The 18,743-nt window shown below is 70.8% G+C and carries 16 protein-coding genes; 5 read left to right on the top strand and 11 right to left on the bottom strand.

Going from position 1 to position 18,743, the window contains the following annotated elements:
• Positions 1-35 precede the first annotated feature (35 nt).
• From ACIA5C_RS25300 to ACIA5C_RS25285, 4 genes are all read left to right on the top strand, one after another.
• Positions 36-2,396 (top strand): putative bifunctional diguanylate cyclase/phosphodiesterase, encoded by a 2,361-nt coding sequence (locus ACIA5C_RS25300; protein ID WP_396058647.1) that lies wholly within the window; start codon positions 36-38, stop codon positions 2,394-2,396.
• A gap of 42 nt (positions 2,397-2,438) precedes the next feature.
• The gene (locus tag ACIA5C_RS25295) at positions 2,439-3,326 is read left to right on the top strand and encodes a sulfite exporter TauE/SafE family protein (protein WP_396058645.1); all 888 of its coding nucleotides are present in this window, start codon (positions 2,439-2,441) and stop codon (positions 3,324-3,326) included.
• 70 nt (positions 3,327-3,396) lie between these two features.
• Positions 3,397-5,793 (top strand): EAL domain-containing protein, encoded by a 2,397-nt coding sequence (locus ACIA5C_RS25290; RefSeq protein WP_396058643.1) that lies wholly within the window; start codon positions 3,397-3,399, stop codon positions 5,791-5,793.
• Between the two features lie 49 nt (positions 5,794-5,842).
• On the top strand, positions 5,843-6,883 hold the full coding sequence (locus ACIA5C_RS25285; RefSeq protein ID WP_396058641.1) for a LacI family DNA-binding transcriptional regulator: 1,041 nt from the start codon (positions 5,843-5,845) through the stop codon (positions 6,881-6,883).
• Between the two features lie 44 nt (positions 6,884-6,927).
• On the opposite strand, the gene ACIA5C_RS25280 is transcribed toward ACIA5C_RS25285, so the two are convergent.
• The 3 genes from ACIA5C_RS25280 to argH form a co-directional block, all read right to left on the bottom strand.
• Positions 6,928-7,296 carry a hypothetical protein gene (locus ACIA5C_RS25280; protein WP_396058639.1) on the bottom strand — a complete coding sequence of 123 codons (369 nt, stop codon included), beginning with the start codon at positions 7,294-7,296 and terminating at the stop codon, positions 6,928-6,930.
• A 176-nt stretch (positions 7,297-7,472) separates the two neighbouring features.
• On the bottom strand, positions 7,473-7,808 hold the full coding sequence (locus ACIA5C_RS25275) for a cupin domain-containing protein (RefSeq protein WP_396058637.1): 336 nt from the start codon (positions 7,806-7,808) through the stop codon (positions 7,473-7,475).
• Between the two features lie 108 nt (positions 7,809-7,916).
• On the bottom strand, positions 7,917-9,347 hold the full coding sequence (gene argH, locus ACIA5C_RS25270) for an argininosuccinate lyase (RefSeq protein WP_396058635.1): 1,431 nt from the start codon (positions 9,345-9,347) through the stop codon (positions 7,917-7,919).
• 43 nt (positions 9,348-9,390) lie between these two features.
• On the opposite strand from argH, the gene dapE reads away from it, so the two are divergent.
• The gene (gene dapE, locus ACIA5C_RS25265) at positions 9,391-10,458 is read left to right on the top strand and encodes a succinyl-diaminopimelate desuccinylase (RefSeq protein ID WP_396058633.1); all 1,068 of its coding nucleotides are present in this window, start codon (positions 9,391-9,393) and stop codon (positions 10,456-10,458) included.
• A gap of 367 nt (positions 10,459-10,825) precedes the next feature.
• On the opposite strand, the gene argG is transcribed toward dapE, so the two are convergent.
• The 8 genes from argG to argC are packed head-to-tail and all read right to left on the bottom strand — an operon-like array spanning position 10,826 to position 18,694.
• Positions 10,826-12,082: an argininosuccinate synthase gene (gene argG / locus ACIA5C_RS25260; protein WP_396058631.1), complete on the bottom strand. Its 1,257-nt coding sequence runs from the start codon at positions 12,080-12,082 to the stop codon at positions 10,826-10,828.
• A gap of 12 nt (positions 12,083-12,094) precedes the next feature.
• Positions 12,095-13,003, bottom strand: a complete 909-nt coding sequence (locus ACIA5C_RS25255) for a hypothetical protein (protein WP_396058629.1) — start codon at positions 13,001-13,003, stop codon at positions 12,095-12,097.
• The gene (locus ACIA5C_RS25250; RefSeq protein WP_396058627.1) at positions 13,000-13,509 is read right to left on the bottom strand and encodes an arginine repressor; all 510 of its coding nucleotides are present in this window, start codon (positions 13,507-13,509) and stop codon (positions 13,000-13,002) included. Before ACIA5C_RS25250 ends, ACIA5C_RS25255 begins: the two co-directional genes overlap by 4 nt.
• Positions 13,506-14,447 (bottom strand): ornithine carbamoyltransferase, encoded by a 942-nt coding sequence (gene argF / locus ACIA5C_RS25245; RefSeq protein WP_396058625.1) that lies wholly within the window; start codon positions 14,445-14,447, stop codon positions 13,506-13,508. The genes ACIA5C_RS25250 and argF overlap by 4 nt, the downstream gene beginning before the upstream one ends.
• Positions 14,444-15,598: an acetylornithine transaminase gene (locus tag ACIA5C_RS25240; RefSeq protein WP_396058623.1), complete on the bottom strand. Its 1,155-nt coding sequence runs from the start codon at positions 15,596-15,598 to the stop codon at positions 14,444-14,446. The genes argF and ACIA5C_RS25240 overlap by 4 nt, the downstream gene beginning before the upstream one ends.
• Entirely contained in the window at positions 15,595-16,512 is a 918-nt protein-coding gene (argB, locus tag ACIA5C_RS25235) for an acetylglutamate kinase (protein WP_396058621.1), read from the bottom strand. Before argB ends, ACIA5C_RS25240 begins: the two co-directional genes overlap by 4 nt.
• On the bottom strand, positions 16,509-17,681 hold the full coding sequence (gene argJ, locus ACIA5C_RS25230) for a bifunctional glutamate N-acetyltransferase/amino-acid acetyltransferase ArgJ (protein WP_396058619.1): 1,173 nt from the start codon (positions 17,679-17,681) through the stop codon (positions 16,509-16,511). Before argJ ends, argB begins: the two co-directional genes overlap by 4 nt.
• Complete coding sequence (gene argC / locus ACIA5C_RS25225) at positions 17,678-18,694, bottom strand: N-acetyl-gamma-glutamyl-phosphate reductase (protein ID WP_396058617.1); 1,017 nt, start codon at positions 18,692-18,694, stop codon at positions 17,678-17,680. Before argC ends, argJ begins: the two co-directional genes overlap by 4 nt.
• Between the last annotated feature and the right edge of the window lie 49 nt (positions 18,695-18,743).

Below are 18,743 nucleotides of genomic sequence, written 5' to 3'. Positions count from 1 at the left end.
CTTGCCCGAGCAACATTTGCACCGATGAAACCACCGTGGCAGAACTCCGACCCGGTCACCCCGGGGGTACGACGTGGCGCAACCGTCCCGAGGCGACCACGGTCGCCGGGCTGATCCTGTGCCTGTTCGACCTCGGCTGGTTTGCGATCGGGCTGGTGCACCGGTGGGAGCACCCGATCGTCGGATGGATCCCGATGCCGTTCGGGGCGGCGCTCGCGGCGTACGCCTGCCGGCGGGTGACCCGCCGCGGTGACCTGGCCCGGGGCACGAGGCGGTTCTGGGGCCAGATGGGCCTGGCGTGTGCCGCTCTGGCCGTCGCGATCGTCAGCAACATGATCGACGCGTTCCACGACGGCGAGCCGACGCAGTGGATCAGCACCCGCACGCTCGCCGTCTACATGGCGATCCTCGGCGTGGCGATCTGGGCGCTGCTGCGGCTGCCGACCTGGCAGCGCACGCGCCGCGACTGGTTCCGGTTCGCGCTCGACGCCGGCATCCTGCTGCTCGCCAACAGCGCGTTCATGTGGCACTACTCGCTTCGCAAGATCGATCTGTGGACCTCGCAGACCGGCTCGGCGCTGCCCACGGTGGCGATCACGCTGGTCGCCTCGATCTCGATGCTGACCTTCGTCAAGGTCGCCTTCGCCGGGGCGGGCGAGATTGACCGCCGGGCCCTGCACATCCTGTCCGCCGGCGTGGCCGCCTCGGCGGTCACCGGCACAGTCTCGGTCTTCATCGCCGACCGGCCCTATCTGTCGAGCACCTTCGTAGCGGCCACGCTCGCCGCGGCGATCACCCAGATCGCGGCCAACCGGCAGCTGCGCGCACCGCAGGACGGCGGGAGTGTCCCGGCGCCGGCGCGCCAGGCCAGCGTGCTGCCCTATCTGGCCGCGGCCGGGATGAGCGCCCTGTTGATCGCGGTCGCGGTGCCGGGTGGCGGCGAGGTGCTGACCATCGCCGTCTGTGCGGTGGCGATGACCCTGCTGGTGATGGTGCGCCAGCTCGCCGTGCTGCGCGACAACGGGCGACTGCTGCGTACGGTCGACGCCAACCTGCGGCAGCTGCGCGACTACCAGGCCCAGCTCGCCCACCAGGTCTCGCACGACACGCTCACCGAGATCCCCAACCGGGCCCTGTTCAACGAGCGGGTCACCGCCCAGCTGGCCGCGGGCGGGCCGTTCCAGGTCGCGCTGCTCGATCTCGACGACTTCAAGGTGATCAACGACCGGCTCGGGCACGGCACCGGCGACGCGTTGCTCAAGGTGGTCTCCCGCCGCCTGCACCAGCGGCTGGAGCCGACCGACACGGTCGCCCGGCTGGGCGGCGACGAGTTCACGCTGCTGCTGCCGGGGCGCACCGCCGACCAGACCGCCGCGCTGCTGCGCGACCTGGTCGGCGCGGTGCAGGAGCCGGTGCTGCTGCACGGCCAGGACATGGTGGTGCGGATCAGCGCCGGCGTGACCACGGCGAAGGACGGCGACACGCCGGAGGAACTGCTGCGCCGGGCCGACGTGGCGATGTACTCGGCCAAACAGGGCGGCGGCGGCCGCTCGACGTGGTTCGACCCGATGATGGACAAGCTGGCCGACGCGGACGCCAAGCTCGGGCACGACCTGCGGCAGGCCCTGATCCGCGACGAGCTGTTCGTGCTCTACCAGCCGATCGTCGAGCTGCCGCACGGCCGGCTGGCCGGGGTCGAGGCACTCGTCCGCTGGCGGCACCGCGAGCACGGGCTGGTCTCCCCGGCGGTCTTCATCCCGCTGGCCGAGCGCAACGGCTCGATCATCGAACTCGGCTGGTGGATCCTCGAGCAGGTCGTGCGCCAGGCCGCCGAGTGGGAGCGGGAGTACGGCCCGCTCGCCCCGGAGAAGGTCAGCGTCAACATCTCGGCCCGCCAGCTGGGCGAGCCCGGGTTCGCCGGCCGGGTCGCCGCGCTGCTGAAGGAGACCGGTCTCACCCCGTACCGGCTGGTGGCCGAGGTGACCGAGACCGCCGTGCTCGGCACGGGCGAAGCCCTGGACGCGGTCCACGAGCTGCACCAGATCGGCATGCGGGTGGCGCTGGACGACTTCGGCACCGGGCAGTCCTCGCTGAGCCTGCTGGTCGACACGCCGGTACACGTCCTCAAGGTGGACAAGTCGTTCGTCGACGGGGTGACCGTGTCGAGCCCGCAGGCCGTGATCGTCGACGGGCTGATCGGGATCACCGACGGCTTGGCGATCGAGGCGGTGGCCGAGGGGGTCGAGACGGCTGAGCAGGCCGAACGTCTGCATGCCGTGGGTTACCGGTTCGCGCAGGGCTTCCACTTCGCCCGGCCGATGCCGCCGGAGGACGTCGCTCTGCTGCTGGAAAAGCCGGCCGTCTCAGTGGCCGGGAATCTCGACAATCTCAACTGATTTAGTAGACAAGGTAGGGCTTGGTCGCCGAAACTCGGCGACATGAACTTCACCCTGGCGCTCGCCGGTCTCGGCGTCGGCATCGTCGTCGGTCTCACCGGCATGGGTGGCGGCGCACTGATGACTCCGATCCTGGTGCTGGTCTTCGGCGTTCCGCCGGTGGCCGCGGTCTCCAGTGACCTGGCGGCCAGCGCGGTGATGAAGCCGTTCGGCGGTTTCGTGCACGCCCGGCGCGGCACGGTCAACTGGCGGCTGGTTCGCTGGCTATGCGTCGGCAGCGTGCCGAGCGCCTTCTGCGGCGTCCTGCTGCTGCGCCTGCTCGGCAACGATTCGAGCGTGCAGCACACGATCCAGATCGCGCTCGGGGTCGCACTGGTGCTGGCCGCCTCCGGCCTGGTGCTGAAGTCATGGATCAGCCGCCGCAAGGGCGGCGACGGACCGGTCGAACCGATCGTCGTACGCCCGGTGCCGACGCTCCTGGTCGGCGCGGCCGGGGGCCTGATCGTGGGCCTGACCTCGGTCGGCTCGGGTTCGCTGATCATCGTGGTGCTGCTCGCGCTATACCCCAAACTGCGGGCCAACGACCTGGTCGGCACCGACCTCGTGCAGGCGATCCCACTGGTGTTCTCGGCCGCGTTCGGCCACGCGCTGTTCGGCGACCTCAAACTCGACCTGGCCGCGGCGGTGCTGGTCGGCTCGGTGCCGGGCGTGCTGATCGGCTCGCGCATCTCCTCGCGGGCCCCGGCCGGTCTGATCCGGTCGGCCCTGGTGATCGTGCTGCTGGCGAGCGCGCTGAAGCTGTTCAACGTGAACACTGTCGTGGTCGCCGTGGTCTGCGGGGCCGCCGTGGTGATCGCGGTCGCGGCCGGCGTCAGCAAGCGCTCCGCACGACCGGCTCCGCTCCCCCGGGAGACCGCTTCGGTGTCCTGAGCCGCGCCTTTCTCAACCCGAGCCCGTCCCCGCCGATAGAGGAGATCGGGGAGAGATCGGGAAGGAATCGATGAGCGTCCGGCTCAAGCTGCTCGGTGGCGTGCTCGCCATCGCCGCGATGATGGTCGTCACCGGCCTCGTCCTGCTGCGCGCCGACGACCAGTCGGCGCGCCGGGCCGCGGTCATCACCGCCGAGCAGGTCGCGGCCGGACTGGCCAAGGACGTCGCGTACGGCCTGGTGCCGTCCGGCGAAGCGGGCACCAGCGTGCCGCTCTACGACGACCCCACCGCGCTCCGGGCGTACGTCCAGCGGATGCACAAGCTGCAGGACCGGGACATCGTCGTGCTCGACACCAGCAGGATGGTGCTGGCCGACGCCGAACCGGGCGACGACGGCACGACCTACGCCTGGGACGGCGGCGAGGTACGGCTGACGATCCTCGACCAGAAGCCCCGCGAGTTCATCGAGCACAGCAACGACTCGGGCCCCGTGGGCATCCGCGAGGTCGTGGTCCCGCTGATCGACTCGAGCGACGTGACGCTCGGCGCGGTGATCTACGAGTACACCCCGACCTACGACCAGATGGTCGCCATGACCGACCGGGCCGAGCGCCAGATCACGATCATCGGCGCGATCTGCATCCTCGCCGTACTCGTGCTCGGCGCGGTGGTCGCCGAGTCCATCAGCCGCCGCATCCGCCGGCTGACCCGGGCGGTCGAGGTGGTCCGCGACGGCGACTTCTCGCAGCGGGTGGTCACCGGTGGACGCGACGAGATCGGCCAGTTGGGCACCGCGTTCAACGACATGGCGTTCCGGCTCGAGCAGTCGGCACGCGAGATCCTCGCCCGGGAGTACACCGACCGGATCCTCGCCAACGCGGGCGAAGGCATCTGCGGGGTCGACGCGGCGGGCCGGTTCACCTTCGCCAACGAGGCGGCCGGGCGGATCACCGGCCTGGGCGTCGAGGGCCTGCTGACCCGCTACGCGGGAGCTTTGCTCCCCTCCGCCGGGGACCTGACCGCCGACGGCCTGGAACGCGAGGTCACCCTCGATCGGGCGGACGGCACTTCGGTACGCGTCGCCTACACGGTCAGCACCATCCAGGCGGGTGACCGGCTGATCGGCGCCGTGATCGTCCTGCGGGACGTGACCCGGCAGCGCGCCCTCGAACACGACCTGCGCCACCAGGCCCTGCACGACGCACTGACCGGTCTGCCCAACCGCAAGCTGTTCCTCGACCGGCTCGAGCACGCGATGACCCGGGCCCGCGAGTCCGGCGAGCCGGTCGGCGTGCTCTACCTCGACCTGGACGGCTTCAAGAAGGTCAACGACAGCCTCGGGCACAACGCGGGCGACCAGCTGCTGCGCACCACCGCGGAACGCCTGCAGGCCGTACTGCGCCCCCACGACACGGTCGCGCGGCTGGGCGGCGACGAGTTCGCGGTGCTGATCGAGGGCACCTCGTCCCTGCAATCCGTGGTCGACGACCTGCTGGCCGCCCTGTCCAAGCCGTTCCGGCTGCACGAACGGGAAGCGACGGTCTCGGCCAGCGTCGGCGTGGTTCCGGACGCCGCCCGCTACGCCGACGCCGACGAGGTGGTCCGCAACGCCGACGTCGCCATGTACGCCGCCAAGGCCGGCGGCAAAGCCCGCCACCAGGTCTTCGAGAGCCGCATGCACGAGCAGCTGCTGGACCGGCTCGACCAGGAGAACCGGCTGCGCGAGGCGGTGCACCGGGGCGAACTGCGCCTGCACCTGCAGCCGGTGGTCGAGATTCCGACCCGCCGGCTGGCCGGGGTCGAGGCCCTGGTTCGGTGGGAGGACCCGGAACGCGGACTTCAGCAGCCGGGCGCCTTCATCCCGCTGGCCGAGGAGACCGGCCTGATCACCGAGATCGACCGCTGGGTGCTGCGGGAGGCGTGCCAGGCCGTACGCGACTGGCAGGACGCGTCCCCGGGCACCGCCCCGGCCTGGGTCAGCGTCAACCTGTCGGCGGCCAACCTGGACGTGCCCGACCTGACCGACCGGGTGGCGTACGCCCTGGCCGGCTCCGGCCTGTCACCGCGCTGCCTGGTGCTCGAGCTGACCGAGACGATGCTGATGCGCGACATCGCGGTGACCGCCCAGCGGCTGGACGAACTGCGCGAGCTGGGCGTGCAGATCGCGATCGACGACTTCGGCACCGGGTACTCGTCGCTCGGCTACCTGCGTGACATCCCGGTCGACGTGCTCAAGGTCGACCGGTCGTTCATCGTCGGCCTGGCGACCAGCCCGCGGCAGCAGGAACTGGTCAGCGCGGTCGTCCAGCTCGGGCACACCCTCGGCCTGAAGGTGGTGGCCGAAGGCATCGAGGAGGAGGACCAGCTCGCCGCCCTCGAAGCGATGGGCTGCCGCTACGCCCAGGGCTACTACCTGGGCCGGCCGGTGCCGGCGGCCGTCCTCACTCAGGCCTCGCTCAGCCGTTGACGGCGCCGCCGCGGCGTGAGACAGGCTCGGGCCGCACTAGAGTTGGCCCATGCGCGCGCGGATGGCCGACATCGCCAAGCAGGCCCAGGTCAGTGAGGCGACGGTGTCGCGTGTCATCAATGACCGCCCCGGCGTCTCCGCCGAGACCCGGCAGGCGGTGCTGACCGCCCTCGACGTGCTCGGCTACGAGCGGCCCGAGCGGCTCCGCAAGCGCAGCGCCGGCCTGGTCGGCCTGGTCGTGCCCGAGCTCGACAACCCGATCTTCCCGGCGTTCTGCCAGGTCATCGAGTCGACGCTGGCCCAGCAGGGCTACACGCCGGTGCTGTGCAGTCAGTCGCCGGGCGGTGTCACCGAAGACGAGTACGTCGAGATGCTGCTCGACCGGCAGGTCAGCGGCATCGTCTTCGTCTCCGGGCTGTCCGCCGACACCACCGCCGACCACGCCCGCTACCAGCGCCTGCTCGACCGTCCGCTGCCGATCGTGCTGGTCAACGGCTTCGCCGAGGGCATCGAGGCGCCGTTCGTGTCCTGCGACGACCGGCAGGCCGGCGACCTGGCCGTCTCCCACCTGGTGGCGCTCGGCCACCAGCGCATCGGCATGATCTCCGGACCCAACCGGTTCATCTCGACGCAGCGCAAGCTCGACGGCTACCGCATAGCGATGAAACGCGAACTGGGCATCAGCGACCCCGACTTCGTCTCACTGACCCTGTTCGGCGTGGAGGGCGGCGAGGTGGCGGCCGACCGGCTGCTGGCCAAGGGCGTGACCGGCATCGTCTGCGGCTCCGACCTGATGGCCCTGGGCGCGACCCGGGCGGCCCGGCGACGTGGGCTGCGGGTGCCGGCCGACGTCTCGGTGATCGGCTTCGACGACTCGCCGCTGATCGCCTTCACCGACCCGCCGCTGACCACGCTCCGCCAGCCGGTCACGGCGATGGCGGTGGCCGCGGTCAACTCCCTGGTCGACGAGATCAACGGCCACGGCGCCCCGCACTCGGAATACCTGTTCCGTCCCGAACTGGTGGTCCGCAGCTCGACCGCGATCGCCCCGGCCCGCCGCAAGGTGCCGGCCGCTACGCCCGCCGCCTGACGCCCTCGATCGCGGCCGGCTCCGGCCCACTCGTCTGACGTCCTTTATCGCGGCCGGTCCCGGATCACCCGGATGATCCAGATCGTGGCGGCGACCCCGTCGAGCACCACCGCGACGCCGGCCGCTGCGAACGGGATCGGCCGGGGCAGCTTCAGGACCGCCGACACCGCCAGATAGATCGTCAGCCCGGTCAGCAGAATCGTCGCCCGGAGATCGTTGGCCCACCGCGCGGGAAGGCGAAAACGACGCCACCGGAACCAGGCGAACAAAACATCGGGAATGCCGAACGCCGGAAAGACCAGAAACGCGTTCCAGCCACCGCCGGCAATGCCGGCCACCGCCAGAAAAAGAGCGGCCCCGAGCAGCACGGACACGCCGGCAATCTCGGTTCCCGTCCGCTCGATCGGCCCCAATCGATGAGGCCATCGCACCGGCGGCCGCGGGTCCGGCGACGTCACGCTGTTTCCGGACGGTGGTAACTGAACATCCGGGCCACCTCGCGGCAAACGGGCTCACTGAACACCCATTCTGAGCGACCACCGACCCGCCGCGAAACCTCCGATCGACCGGTCCGTTCCGTGTCACCGTTTCAGATGACGCCAATGTCGGGCGCCTCCAAAACGTACGCGGTCAGGTTCTCGTCGGCCCGCGTCGTGTGCACCTCACCGGCCCGCCAGATCACCAACTGCCCGGCCTCGACCGGCTCCCACGGCCCGTCACCGGACTGCACACTCCCCCGTCCGAAAACCACCAGCAGAAACTGATCGACATCGGTCGGATGCCGCCCGATCTCCCCACCGGCCACAACCCGCAGAACCGTCAGCGCGACACCCTCCGACCGCACAAGCGCTTCGGCGGTCAGACCCCTGCTCCCGTATGCCGCGATCTCGCGCCCGCCCGGACCCCGCAAATCCTTGATCTCCATGCCGCAATCCCTCCACTGTGGACGAGATCAAACCCCCGAAACGCCGAATCGGGCCACGAGCATGAGCGCCTTGTGGCCCGATTCAATCGTTGCCTTTGCGTGACCCGCTCAGCGGGGGACGACCTTGGTGACCGCCCACTGTCGCCAGTTGTCGAGCTTGTGCTGCACGAACGCCAACTGCTCCGCCACCGGGCCGGGGCCCGTCGAGCCCGGGGTGGTGCGGGCGGCCAGCGCCGAATCGACCGACAGCACCTCGCGCACCGACGGGTCGAGGTGCTCGCTGACCGTCTTGAGGTCGTCGTCGGTCAGGTCTTCCAGTTCGCACTCGCGGGCCGAGCAGAGCGCGACCAGACGCCCGGTGATCTCGTGCGCGTCGCGGAACGGGACGCCGCGCCGGACCAGCCAGTCGGCGACCTCGGTGGCGAGCGAGAAACCGACCGGGGCGGCCGCGGCGAGCCGGTCGACGCGTACGGTCATCGTCGAGATCATGCCCGCGAGAGCGGGCAGCAGAAGTTCCAGAGTTTCGATCGCGTCGAACGCCGGCTCCTTGTCCTCCTGCATGTCCCGGTCGTAGGTCAACGGCAGGCCCTTGAGCATGGTCAGCACCGCGACCAGGCTGCCGATCAGGCGGCCGCTCTTGCCCCGGGCCAGCTCGGCGATGTCGGCGTTCTTCTTCTGCGGCATGATCGACGACCCGGTGGCGAACGCGTCGTCGAGCTCGACCCAGCCGAACTCGGTCGACGTCCAGAGCACCACCTCTTCGCCGAGGCGGGACAGGTGCACGCCGATCAGCGCGGTGATGAACAGGAACTCGGCGACGAAGTCGCGGTCGGCGACGGCATCCATCGAGTTGGGCGCGGGCGCGGTGAAACCCAGCTCCTTCGCCACGGCGGCCGGGTCGAGCGGCAACGACGATCCGGCAAGGGCGCCGCTTCCCAGCGGCGAGATTGCCGTACGCGCGTCCCAGTCCGACAACCGATCAAGGTCACGCAGCAGCGGCTGTACGTGGGCCAGCAGCCAGTGCCCGAAGCTGACCGGCTGGGCGTGCTGCACATGGGTCAGGCCGGGCGCCGCGGTGTCGACGTTGCGGGCCGCCTGCTCGGTGAGCGCATCGGCCAGCTCGACCAGGGCGACCGCCACCCCGCGGGCGTGGTCGCGCAGATAGAGCCGCAGGTCGGTCGCGACCTGGTCGTTACGGGACCGGCCGGCCCGCAGCTTGCCGCCGAGCGCCCCGAGGCGCTCGAGCAGGCCGCGCTCGAGCGCGGTGTGCACGTCCTCGTCCTCGACCGTCGGCCGGAACTCGCCGGTCGCGCAGGCCGACTCGAGATCGTCCAGCGCGGCGAGGATCTGGCCGAGCTCGTCCGGATCGAGCAGCCCCGCCCCGGCCAGCACCCGGGCGTGCGCGCGCGAGGCGAGCAGGTCATAGGGCGCCAGCCGCCAGTCGAACTGCACGCTCACGCTCAGACGCGCCAGCGCCTCGGCCGGACCGCCGGCGAACCGACCACCCCAGAGCCGGGTCGGTTCCTCGCTCTCGCCCACTGCATCTCCTTACCTTCGGTTAGACCCTACTAAAGTCGCTGAAATGACTAGCACTACCGCGATCGACCTGACCGCCGACGTCGTCTCCCTCACTCAGGCCCTCTGCGACATCCCGTCCGTCAGCGGGGAGGAGAAGGAGATCGCCGACGCGGTGGAGCTGGCCCTGCGGGCGCTGCCCCACCTCGAGGTGTTGCGCGACGGCGACGCGATCGTGGCACGCACGTCACTGGGCCGCCCGTCGCGGGTGATTCTGGCCGGTCATCTCGACACCGTGCCGATCGCCGCCAACCTGCCGACCCGGCTCGAGGACGGCGTCGTCCACGGGCGCGGCACGGTCGACATGAAGGCCGGTGACGCCGTCTTCCTCAAGCTGGCGGCGGCACTCACGGCCCCGAAGTATGACGTGACCTACGTCTTCTACGACCACGAGGAGGTCGCGGCCCGGCTGAACGGGCTCGGCCGCCTCGTGCGCGAGCACCCCGAATGGCTGACCGGCGACTTCGCGATCCTCGGCGAGCCGTCGAACGCGATCGTCGAGGGCGGCTGCCAGGGCACGATGCGCATCAAGATCACCGTTGCGGGCGTGGCGGCCCACCCGGCCCGCTCCTGGATGGGCAGCAACGCCATCCACTCGGCGGGAGCGGTGCTCGACGTGCTGCGCGCCTACGAACCGAGGCAGCCGGTGGTCGACGGACTGCAATATCACGAGGGCCTCAACGCGGTGAAGATCGAGGGCGGCATCGCCGGCAACGTGATCCCCGACGAGTGCACGATCTACATCAACCACCGCTACGCCCCCGACCGCGACCCTGCCGCCGCCGAGGCCCACCTGCGCGAACTGTTCGCCGGCCACGAGATCGAGGTCGTCGACTCGGCACCCGGCGCCCGGCCCGGCCTCGACCACCCGGCGGCCCGCGAGTTCGTCGAGCTGGTCGGCCGGCCACCGACCGCGAAGCTGGGCTGGACCGACGTGTCCCGCTTCTCGTCCCTGGGCGTTCCCGCGGTCAACTTCGGCCCCGGCGACCCCCTCCTCGCCCACAAGGACGACGAGCGCTGCCCCGCCGCCGACATCGAAAGCGCCATGCACATCCTCACCCGCTGGCTCAGCTGACCCCGACCCCGCCCACCACCCACACCCACCAGTCCGGCGGGTGCCGCCCCAGCCCGCACCGGTCCAGCGCCTGCCACCCAAGTCCGCGCCAACCCGGCGGGGGCCGCCCCAATCCGGGCCGACCACACGCGAGCCAGGCCAGCGCGGGCGAACCCAAGGCGAGCCAGCCCGACCCAACCCAGGTCGGCCCCACGTGGGGCGAAGGCCGCGTCCGCGCGCGGGTGGGTTAGCCGGACCTGGCTGAGCTCACCCCTGGACCAGCGGACGCCGGGCCGGACCAACCGCAATCGATCGGCGGCACGGTGGGTGCCGGGCCTCACGGCCGCGCGTGGACGGTTGCGGCCGGCGGGGGTGGTGCTGCGGGCGTTCAGTCGACTGGCTTTTCGTCTCCGCGGCCGGCGATCTGCGCGATCGCGCCCGGCATGGCGTACATGTGGGCGAAGGCGCGGGCCTCCTCGCCGGTCCAGAGCGACGAGCCGTAGCCGTAGACAACGCCCTGGCGGGCGGCGGCGTCGAGCAGGCTGTACGGGCTGCGGCTGCCGAGGAGCACGATGCTGCCCTTGTGCAGCCGCACCCGCACCTCGCCGGTGACGCGGGTCTGACTCGAGTCGAGGAACGCCCGGAAGTCGTCGAGGATCGGGTCGTAGTAGACCGCCTCGTGGAGCAGGTCGCCGTACGTCGTGCCGAGGCTGGCCTTGGTGGCCTGCTGCCGGTTGCTCAGCACCAGTCGCTCCAGCTCGCGGTGGGCCGCGATCAGGATCAGCATGCCGGGCGCCTCGAAGCCGACCCGGGCCAGGTTGCCGACCATGGTCGAACCCATGTGGATGCCGCGGCCGACGCCGTGCTCGCCGCCCAGGGCGTTGAGCGCTTTGAGGATCGCGTAGTTGGGAGTGCCCGGTCCGGTGCCCTCGATCGGGGCGCCGTCGGTCGTGGTCGCCGAGACGACCTCGCCCTTCTCGAAGCCGAGGATCAGTTCGACGCCGGTGGCCGGGGCGTCGTCGATCGACCTGGTGTAGGTCCAGGCGCTCTCGGGCAGGTAGTCCCAGCTGCCGTACGTCTCGCCGCCGCCGATCGTGGTGCCGATCAGTCCCTCGTTGATCGAGTACGTCGTGGTCTTGGCGCTCACCGCGTAGCCGCGCGAGGTCAGGTATTCGGTCTCCTGCTCGCGGGTGAGCCGCTCGTCGCGGATCGGCGTGACGATCTCGAGCTGGGGCGCGAGCGCGCGGATGACGGCGTCGTAGCGTACGTGGTCGGCGCCGGCACCGGTCGAACCGTGCGCGACCGCGTCGGCACCGTTCTCCAGCGCGACCTGCACGACCTTTTCCGCCTGGATCATGCGCTCGGCGCCCACGCACGAGGGATAGCCGCCGTTGCGCAGGTAGTTGGACTTGACCCCGTAGGTGATGACCCGCGCGTAGAGCTCCTCGCGGGCGTCCACGATGACGTGCTTCACCGCACCGAGTTCCTCGGCCCGCGCCTTCACCGACTCGCCCTCACCGCTGTGCAGACCACCGGTGTCGATGTTCGCGGTGATCACCTCCCAGCCCTGCTCGCGAAACGAGACCACGGCGTACGAGGTGTCCAGGCCGCCGGAGAATGCGACGACGATCTTGCGCTTGCTCATCGTGGGATGTCCCTAGTTAGTCGGAATCTCAAGAATGGGAACGAACGGCCGGCCGTTCTGCGGCACGTGGCCCGGCGGCAGCAGGTAGAAGTCGCTGCGGCCGGCCTCGATCGCCTTCTGCATCGCGGATTGCCGCTCGTAGTCGAACGGGTCGAGCAGGAAGGTCGGCTCGGCCGCGCCGTGCGAGCCGATCTCGGCCGTGAAGTCGCTCTCGTAGACGAACGAGCCGGGCGAGGTGTGGAACGGAACGGTCGCGACCAGGATCTTCAACGCGCCGAAGCGGGTGTGCACCTTGAGGGCGCTGTTGTCGTACTGCGTCACGCCGTCGAGCTTGCGGGCCTGGTAGGCGGAGAGGGCGAGCGCCTTGGCCGCCTGGCCGAGCCCGACCGCGGGCATCAGCGACCACAGCGACCAGCCGACCCAGGTGCCGGGGGCGGCACTCGGCGCGGCGCAGTAGCCGCCGACCGGGACCGGCCCGGTGTAGCCGGACTGACGCATCCGTTCCTGCACCGCGCGCAGGTGCTCCTTCACGTCGGTGTCGAAGCGGAACGTGGACCGCTCGACCATGGCCGCGAAGGCCTGCTGCGGCAGCCCGGCGATGACCGCGGCCGACGGCATCAGGATCAGGTCGACCATCACCCACTGCGGCATCGGGATGCCCCGGTCGCCGAACGCGATGCCGTTGATCACGTTGAAGAGGTTGAGGAATTCCTTCTTCGACCACTTCCGGTCGCTGGTCTCGGTGAAGTCGAGCCAGGTGAGCTTGTGCCCGTACGGCGTCTCGTTGAGGTGCTCGCGCAGCGTCTCGTTGGAGGCCAGGAAGAACTCGACCTCCTGCCCCACGAGACCCTGCACATGGTCGGCGAAATCCGGCCAGTGTTGTTCGACGAGGGGCGCCTCCACCAGCGGTTTATCGGTCACTGCACACTCTCCGGGACGTTGTCGAGGTCGGATCGGCTCCAGCTGCCCAGCTTGGCGGCGAGCGCGGCGCCCGAGCCGGGCCCCTCGTCGCGAGCCACGACGAGGATGGTGTCGTCGCCGGCGATGGTGCCGACGACGTCGGTGAGGCCGGACCGGTCGAGCGCGCTGGCCAGGAACTGCGCCGCGCCGGGCGGGGTGCGCAGCACCGCGATGTTGCCGCTCGAGTCGACCCCGGTCAGCAGCTCGCGCAACAGCCGCAGCAGCCGTGCCGGCCCAGTGCCGGTGGTCTCGCGAAGCGGGCGGTTGCCGTCCTCCGGGATCAGGTAGCCGCCGTGCATCTTGACCGCGCCCAGCTCCTCGAGGTCACGGGAAAGCGTCGCCTGGGTGACCTGCACGCCGGAGTCGGACAGGAGTTCGGCGAGCTCGGTCTGCGAGCGCACCACCTGCTCGCGGAGCAGCTCGACGATCCGGGCGTGCCGCCCGGCGCGGGTCACCGGCGCGGTCATGCCAAGCCGTCCTCGTTGAGCGACAGGAGCCAGGCCAGCAGCGCCTTCTGCGCGTGCAGACGGTTTTCCGCCTGGTCGAAGACGGCGCTGTGCGGGCCGTCGATGACGTCGTCGGTGATCTCCTCGCCGCGGTGGGCGGGCAGGCAGTGCAGCACGATCGCGTCGGCGGCGGCCCCGGCGAGCAGCTTGCCGTTGACCTGGTAGGCCCGGAACGGGGTCAGCCGGTCGCGGCCGTCGTCCTCCTGGCCCATCGACGTCCAGGTGTCGGTGGCCAGCACGTCGACCCCGTCGACCGCCTCGAGCGGGTCGCGCAGCACCTCGACCGAGCCGCCGGTCCAGGCCGCGATCTCGGCCGCCCGCGAGACCACCGCGGCGGCCGGGTCGAACCCGGACGGCCCGGAGACCCGCACGTGCATGCCCGCGGTCGCACCGGCCAGCAGGTAGGAGTGCGCCATGTTGTTGGCCGCGTCGCCCACGTACGCCAGTTTGCGCCCCTTGGTGCCGCCCAGCCGCTCGCGGATGGTCAGCAGGTCGGCCAGCAGCTGGCAGGGGTGGTAGCCGTCGGTCAGCGCGTTGATCACCGGCACCTTGACGCCCGAGGCCAGATCGGTCAGGCGCTCGTCGCCGGTGGTGCGGAAGACCATGGCGGCGACGTAGCGCGAGACGACCCGGCCGGCGTCCGCGAGCGACTCGCCCCGGCCGAAGTGGGTGGCCTGGGTGTCCACAATGATCGGCTGGCCGCCCAGCTCGGCGATGCCGGCCTCGAACGAGAGCCGGGTGCGCAGACTGACCTTGTCGAAGAAGACCGCCACCGAGCGCGGCCCGGCGAGCGGGCGGTACGCGAAGCGGTCGGCCTTCATCGCGGCCGCAAGGTCGAGGACCGCCGACTGCTCCTGGGGGTTGAGGTCGTCGTCGCGCAAGAAGTGGCGGGTGGTCACCGGGTACCGTCCAATGCACTGATGAGGGCGTCGGCCTGCTCGGCGCTGACGATCAGCGGCGGGGCAAGCCGGATGACGTCCGGCTGGGCGGCATTGACCAGGAATCCGGCTTCTTTCAGGGCCGCCGCGAGGCGGGGCGCCTCGGGCTGGTTGAGCGTGATGCCGAGCAGCAGGCCCGCTCCGCGCACGCCGTTGACCAGCGGGTGCTGCAGGCCTTCGATGCCCCGGCGCAGCTGCTCGCCGACGCGCTTGACGTGGTCGAGCAGGCCCTCGCCGGCGATCGTGCGGATCACCGCGAGGCCGGCGGCGCAGGCGACCGGGTTGCCGCCGAACGTGGTGCCGTGCGTGCCGGGCGTGAACAGCTCGGCGGCCGGCCCGAAGGCGATGCAGGCCCCGATCGGCAGGCCGCCGCCGAGACCCTTGGCCAGCGTGATCACGTCGGGCTCGACGCCCTCGCTCTGGTGGTGGAACCAGTGCCCGGTGCGCCCGACGCCGGTCTGCACCTCGTCGAGCACCAGCAGGGCACCGTTGCGGGTGCAGATCTCGCGGGCGCCGGCCAGGTAGCCCGCGGGCGGGACGACCACACCGCTTTCTCCCTGGATCGGCTCCAGGATGACCATCGCCGTGCGGTCGCTCACCGCGGCGCCGAGGGCTTCGAGGTCGCCGAACGGGATGTGCTCGACGTCGCCGGGCAGCGGGCGGAACGGGTCGGCCTTGGACGGCTGCCCGGTCAGCGCCAGCGCGCCCATGGTGCGGCCGTGGAACGCGCCGTGGGTCGCCACCACGTGGGTGCGGCCGGTGAGCCGGGACAGCTTGAATGCGGCCTCGTTGGCCTCGGCGCCCGAGTTGCCGAAGATGACCCGCCCGTTGCGGCCGGCCAGCGCGAGCAGCAACTCGGCCAGCGCGACCGCGGGCTCGGCGACGTAGAAGTTGGAGACGTGACCGAGCGACTTGATCTGCTGGGTCACCGCCTCGACGACGGCCGGGTGGGCGTGTCCGAGCGCGTTGACCGCGATCCCGCCGAGGAAGTCGACGTACTGCTTGCCGTCCTCCGCGGTCAGCACCGCGCCCTCGCCCTTGACGAAGGCCAGCTGAGGAGCCCCGTAGTTGTTCATGCCCGTCTGGGACCAGCGTTCAATGAGAGATGTCATGCCGTTATTCCGTTCAAGGGGCGGCGGGCGGGGGTGGTTGGACGGGATGTGGGGACCACCATCGTTCCGACTCCCTCTGAGGTGAAGACTTCGAGCAGTGTCGAGTGGGGCACCCGGCCGTCGACCACGTGCGCGGCGGGCACTCCGCCGCGCACCGCGCGCAGGCAGGCCTCCATCTTGGGGACCATGCCGGCCTCCAGGCCGGGCAGCAGTTTTTCCAACGCGTCGGCGTCGATCGACGTGGTGAGCGACGATGTGTCCGGCCAGTTGGTGTACAGGCCGGGCACGTCGGTGAGCACGACCAGTTTGCGGGCGCCGAGCGCCTCCGCGAGGGCCGCGGCGGCGGTGTCGGCGTTGACGTTGTGCAGGACGCCCGCGGCGTCGGGCGCCACGGTGGCGATGACCGGGATGCGCCCGGCCGCGATCAGGTCGTCGACGGCCGAGGTGTCGACCTGGGCCACGTCGCCGACCTGCCCGATGTCGACGAGCTCGCCGTCCACCGTGGCCTGACGGCGCACCGCGGTGAACAGCCGCGCGTCTTCGCCCGAGAGACCCACCGCGAACGGGCCGTGCTGGTTGATCAGGCCGACCAGCTCGCGGCCGACCTGCCCGGTGAGAACCATGCGGACCACGTCCATCGCCTCGGGCGTGGTGACCCGCAGGCCCCCGCGGAACTCGCTGACGATGCCGAGCCGGTCGAGCATGCGGCTGATCTGCGGGCCGCCGCCGTGCACCACGACCGGCTTGATGCCGGCGTAGCGCAGGAACACCATGTCGGCCGCGAACGCCTGCTGCAGCTCCGGGTTGATCATGGCGTTGCCGCCGTACTTGATCACCACGGTGGTGCCGTGGAAACGTTCCAGCCAGGGCAGCGCCTCGATCAGCACTCCGGCCTTCTCGAGCGGGGTGGTCATGACGAGTACGCCGAGTTCTCGTGGACGTACGCGTGGGACAGGTCGGTCGTCCAGATCGTCGCGTCCATCTCGCCCTCGCGCAGATTGATGGTGATCTGCACGTCGCGCCCGCGCAGGTCGACCTTGGACCGGTCGTCGGCCGCCGCCCCGCCCTTGCAGACCCAGACGCCGTTGACCGCCACGTCGATGCGGTCGGGCTCGAACCGCGCCGAGGTGGTGCCGACCGCGGCCAGGATGCGGCCCCAGTTGGGGTCGTTGCCGAACAGCGCGGTCTTGACCAGGTTGTTGCGGCAGACCGTGCGGCCGACCTCGACCGCGTCGGCCTCGCTCGCCGCGCCCTCGACCCGGATCGCGATGTGCTTGGTCGCGCCTTCGGCGTCGCCGATCAACTGCTGGGCCAGGTCGTGGCAGACCTCGGTGACCGCCGCAGTCAGCTCGTCGGCCGAGGGCGCCACGTCGGAGGCGCCGCTGGCCAGCAGCAGCACGGTGTCGTTCGTCGACATGCAGCCGTCGGCGTCGATGCGGTCGAAGGTGACCCGGGTCGCCGCCCGCAGGGCCTCGTCGAGCATCTCGTTGCCGGCCGACGCGTCGGTGGTGATCACCACCAGCATCGTGGCCAGCGCCGGGGCGAGCATGCCCGCGCCCTTGGCGATGCCACCGACCGACCAGCCGTCGCGCTGGACCACCGCGGTCTTCGCCACGGTGTCGGTCGTCATGATCGCCTCGGCCGCCCGGTCGCCGCCGTCGCCCGCGAGCGCCTTGGCCGCCGACGTCACGCCGGGCAGGAGCTTGTCCATCGGGAGCAACTCGCCGATCAGGCCGGTCGAGCAGACCGCGACGTCACCGGGGCCGATCAGCTGGGGCTTGGCACCCCCGCGAAGCACGGTCGCGGTGTGCTCGGCGGTCGCGTGAGTGTCGCGGAATCCCTGCGAGCCGGTGCACGCGTTGGCGCCGCCCGAGTTGAGCACGACGGCGCGGACCACGCCGCCCTTGAGGACCTGCTGGCTCCAGAGCACCGGGGCCGCCTTGACGCGATTGCCGGTGAAGACGCCGGCCGCGGTGTAGTCGGGGCCGTCGTTGACGACCAGGGCGACGTCGAGGTTTCCGGACGGCTTGAGACCGGCGGCGACACCGCTGGCCCGGAAGCCCTTGGGATGGGTAATGCTCACGGGGCGACTCCGAACACGGACAGGCCCATCGTTTCGGGCAGGCCGAACATGAGGTTGGCGCACTGGACGGCTTGGCCGGCCGCGCCCTTGCCGAGGTTGTCGAGAGCGCTGAGCACCACGATGCGGCCCGAGTCGACGTCGACCGTGGCCTGCAGATGGCAGGAGTTGGAGCCGCTGGTCGCGGCGGTGTGCGGCCACTGGCCCTCGGGCAGGACGTGCACGAACGGCTCGTCGGCGTAGGCCCGCTGGAGCACCTCCCGCGGGTCGCCCTGCCTCGCCAGCTGTTCATTTGCGAATCGGGCCGTCACCGTGGCGAGGATGCCCCGGGGCATCGGGATCAGCATCGGGGTCATCGAGAGCGACGTCGCGCCGGTGTTTTCCTTGATCTCGGCGACGTGCTGGTGCGCGCCCACCTTGTAGGGAGAGAGGTCGCCCATCACCTCGCTGCCGAGCAAGTTGACCTTGGCGCTCCGGCCCGCGCCCGAGGTGCCGGAACCGGCCACCACGACCACGTCGTCGGGCGACGCGAGCCCGGCGGCGATCAGTGGTGCGAGCGCGAGTGTGATCGTCGCCGCATAACAACCGGTGTTGGCCACCCGGTCGGACTGCTTGATCTGCTCCCGCCGGCCGGGCAGCTCGGGCAGGCCATAGGTCCAGGTGCCGGCGTGTGGGCCGCCGTAATAGCGCTCCCACTGGGCGGAGTCGTGCAATCGGAAGTCGGCACCGAGATCGACCACCTTGACGCCGGCCGGGAGCTGAGCCGCGACGGCCGCCGACTGCCCGTGCGGCAGGGCGAGAAACACCAGGTCGGCCTCGCCGAGAGTGGCCGGGTCGGTGACGCCCAGGGTCAGGTCGAGCCCGGTCAGCTGGGGGTGAACGGCACTGACGTGCGAGCCGGCCTGCGCGTGCGCGGTCGCGGCCACGAGATCGAACGAAGGATGCCCGGCGAGCAGGCGCAGCAGCTCTCCCCCGGCATAACCACTGGCCCCGGCAACGCTGACTCGGACTCCCATAACAACCTCCGCATGACTATGCAGAAGACCGTATCAACTCACGGGCGGC

Origin of the sequence: Actinoplanes sp. NPDC051343 (assembly GCF_044455125.1) — a bacterium.
Classification (GTDB): Bacteria; Actinomycetota; Actinomycetes; order Mycobacteriales; family Micromonosporaceae; genus Actinoplanes.
The sequence above is the reverse complement of the archived record's forward strand: the minus strand, read 5'-3'. Positions and strand labels throughout refer to the sequence as shown.

What these genes read in the sequence shown, in the direction of transcription:
- argB (WP_396058621.1), bottom strand. Translation starts at nt 16,512, where the DNA reads ATGACCACCCCGCTCGAGAAGGCCGGAGTGCTGATCGAGGCGCTGCCC.
- ACIA5C_RS25250 (WP_396058627.1), bottom strand. Translation starts at nt 13,509, where the DNA reads ATGACCGCGCCGGTGACCCGCGCCGGGCGGCACGCCCGGATCGTCGAG.
- argC (WP_396058617.1), bottom strand. Translation starts at nt 18,694, where the DNA reads ATGGGAGTCCGAGTCAGCGTTGCCGGGGCCAGTGGTTATGCCGGGGGA.
- ACIA5C_RS25240 (WP_396058623.1), bottom strand. Translation starts at nt 15,598, where the DNA reads ATGACATCTCTCATTGAACGCTGGTCCCAGACGGGCATGAACAACTAC.
- ACIA5C_RS25285 (WP_396058641.1), top strand. Translation starts at nt 5,843, where the DNA reads ATGCGCGCGCGGATGGCCGACATCGCCAAGCAGGCCCAGGTCAGTGAG.
- argG (WP_396058631.1), bottom strand. Translation starts at nt 12,082, where the DNA reads ATGAGCAAGCGCAAGATCGTCGTCGCATTCTCCGGCGGCCTGGACACC.
- dapE (WP_396058633.1), top strand. Translation starts at nt 9,391, where the DNA reads ATGACTAGCACTACCGCGATCGACCTGACCGCCGACGTCGTCTCCCTC.
- ACIA5C_RS25290 (WP_396058643.1), top strand. Translation starts at nt 3,397, where the DNA reads ATGAGCGTCCGGCTCAAGCTGCTCGGTGGCGTGCTCGCCATCGCCGCG.
- ACIA5C_RS25275 (WP_396058637.1), bottom strand. Translation starts at nt 7,808, where the DNA reads ATGGAGATCAAGGATTTGCGGGGTCCGGGCGGGCGCGAGATCGCGGCA.
- ACIA5C_RS25295 (WP_396058645.1), top strand. Translation starts at nt 2,439, where the DNA reads ATGAACTTCACCCTGGCGCTCGCCGGTCTCGGCGTCGGCATCGTCGTC.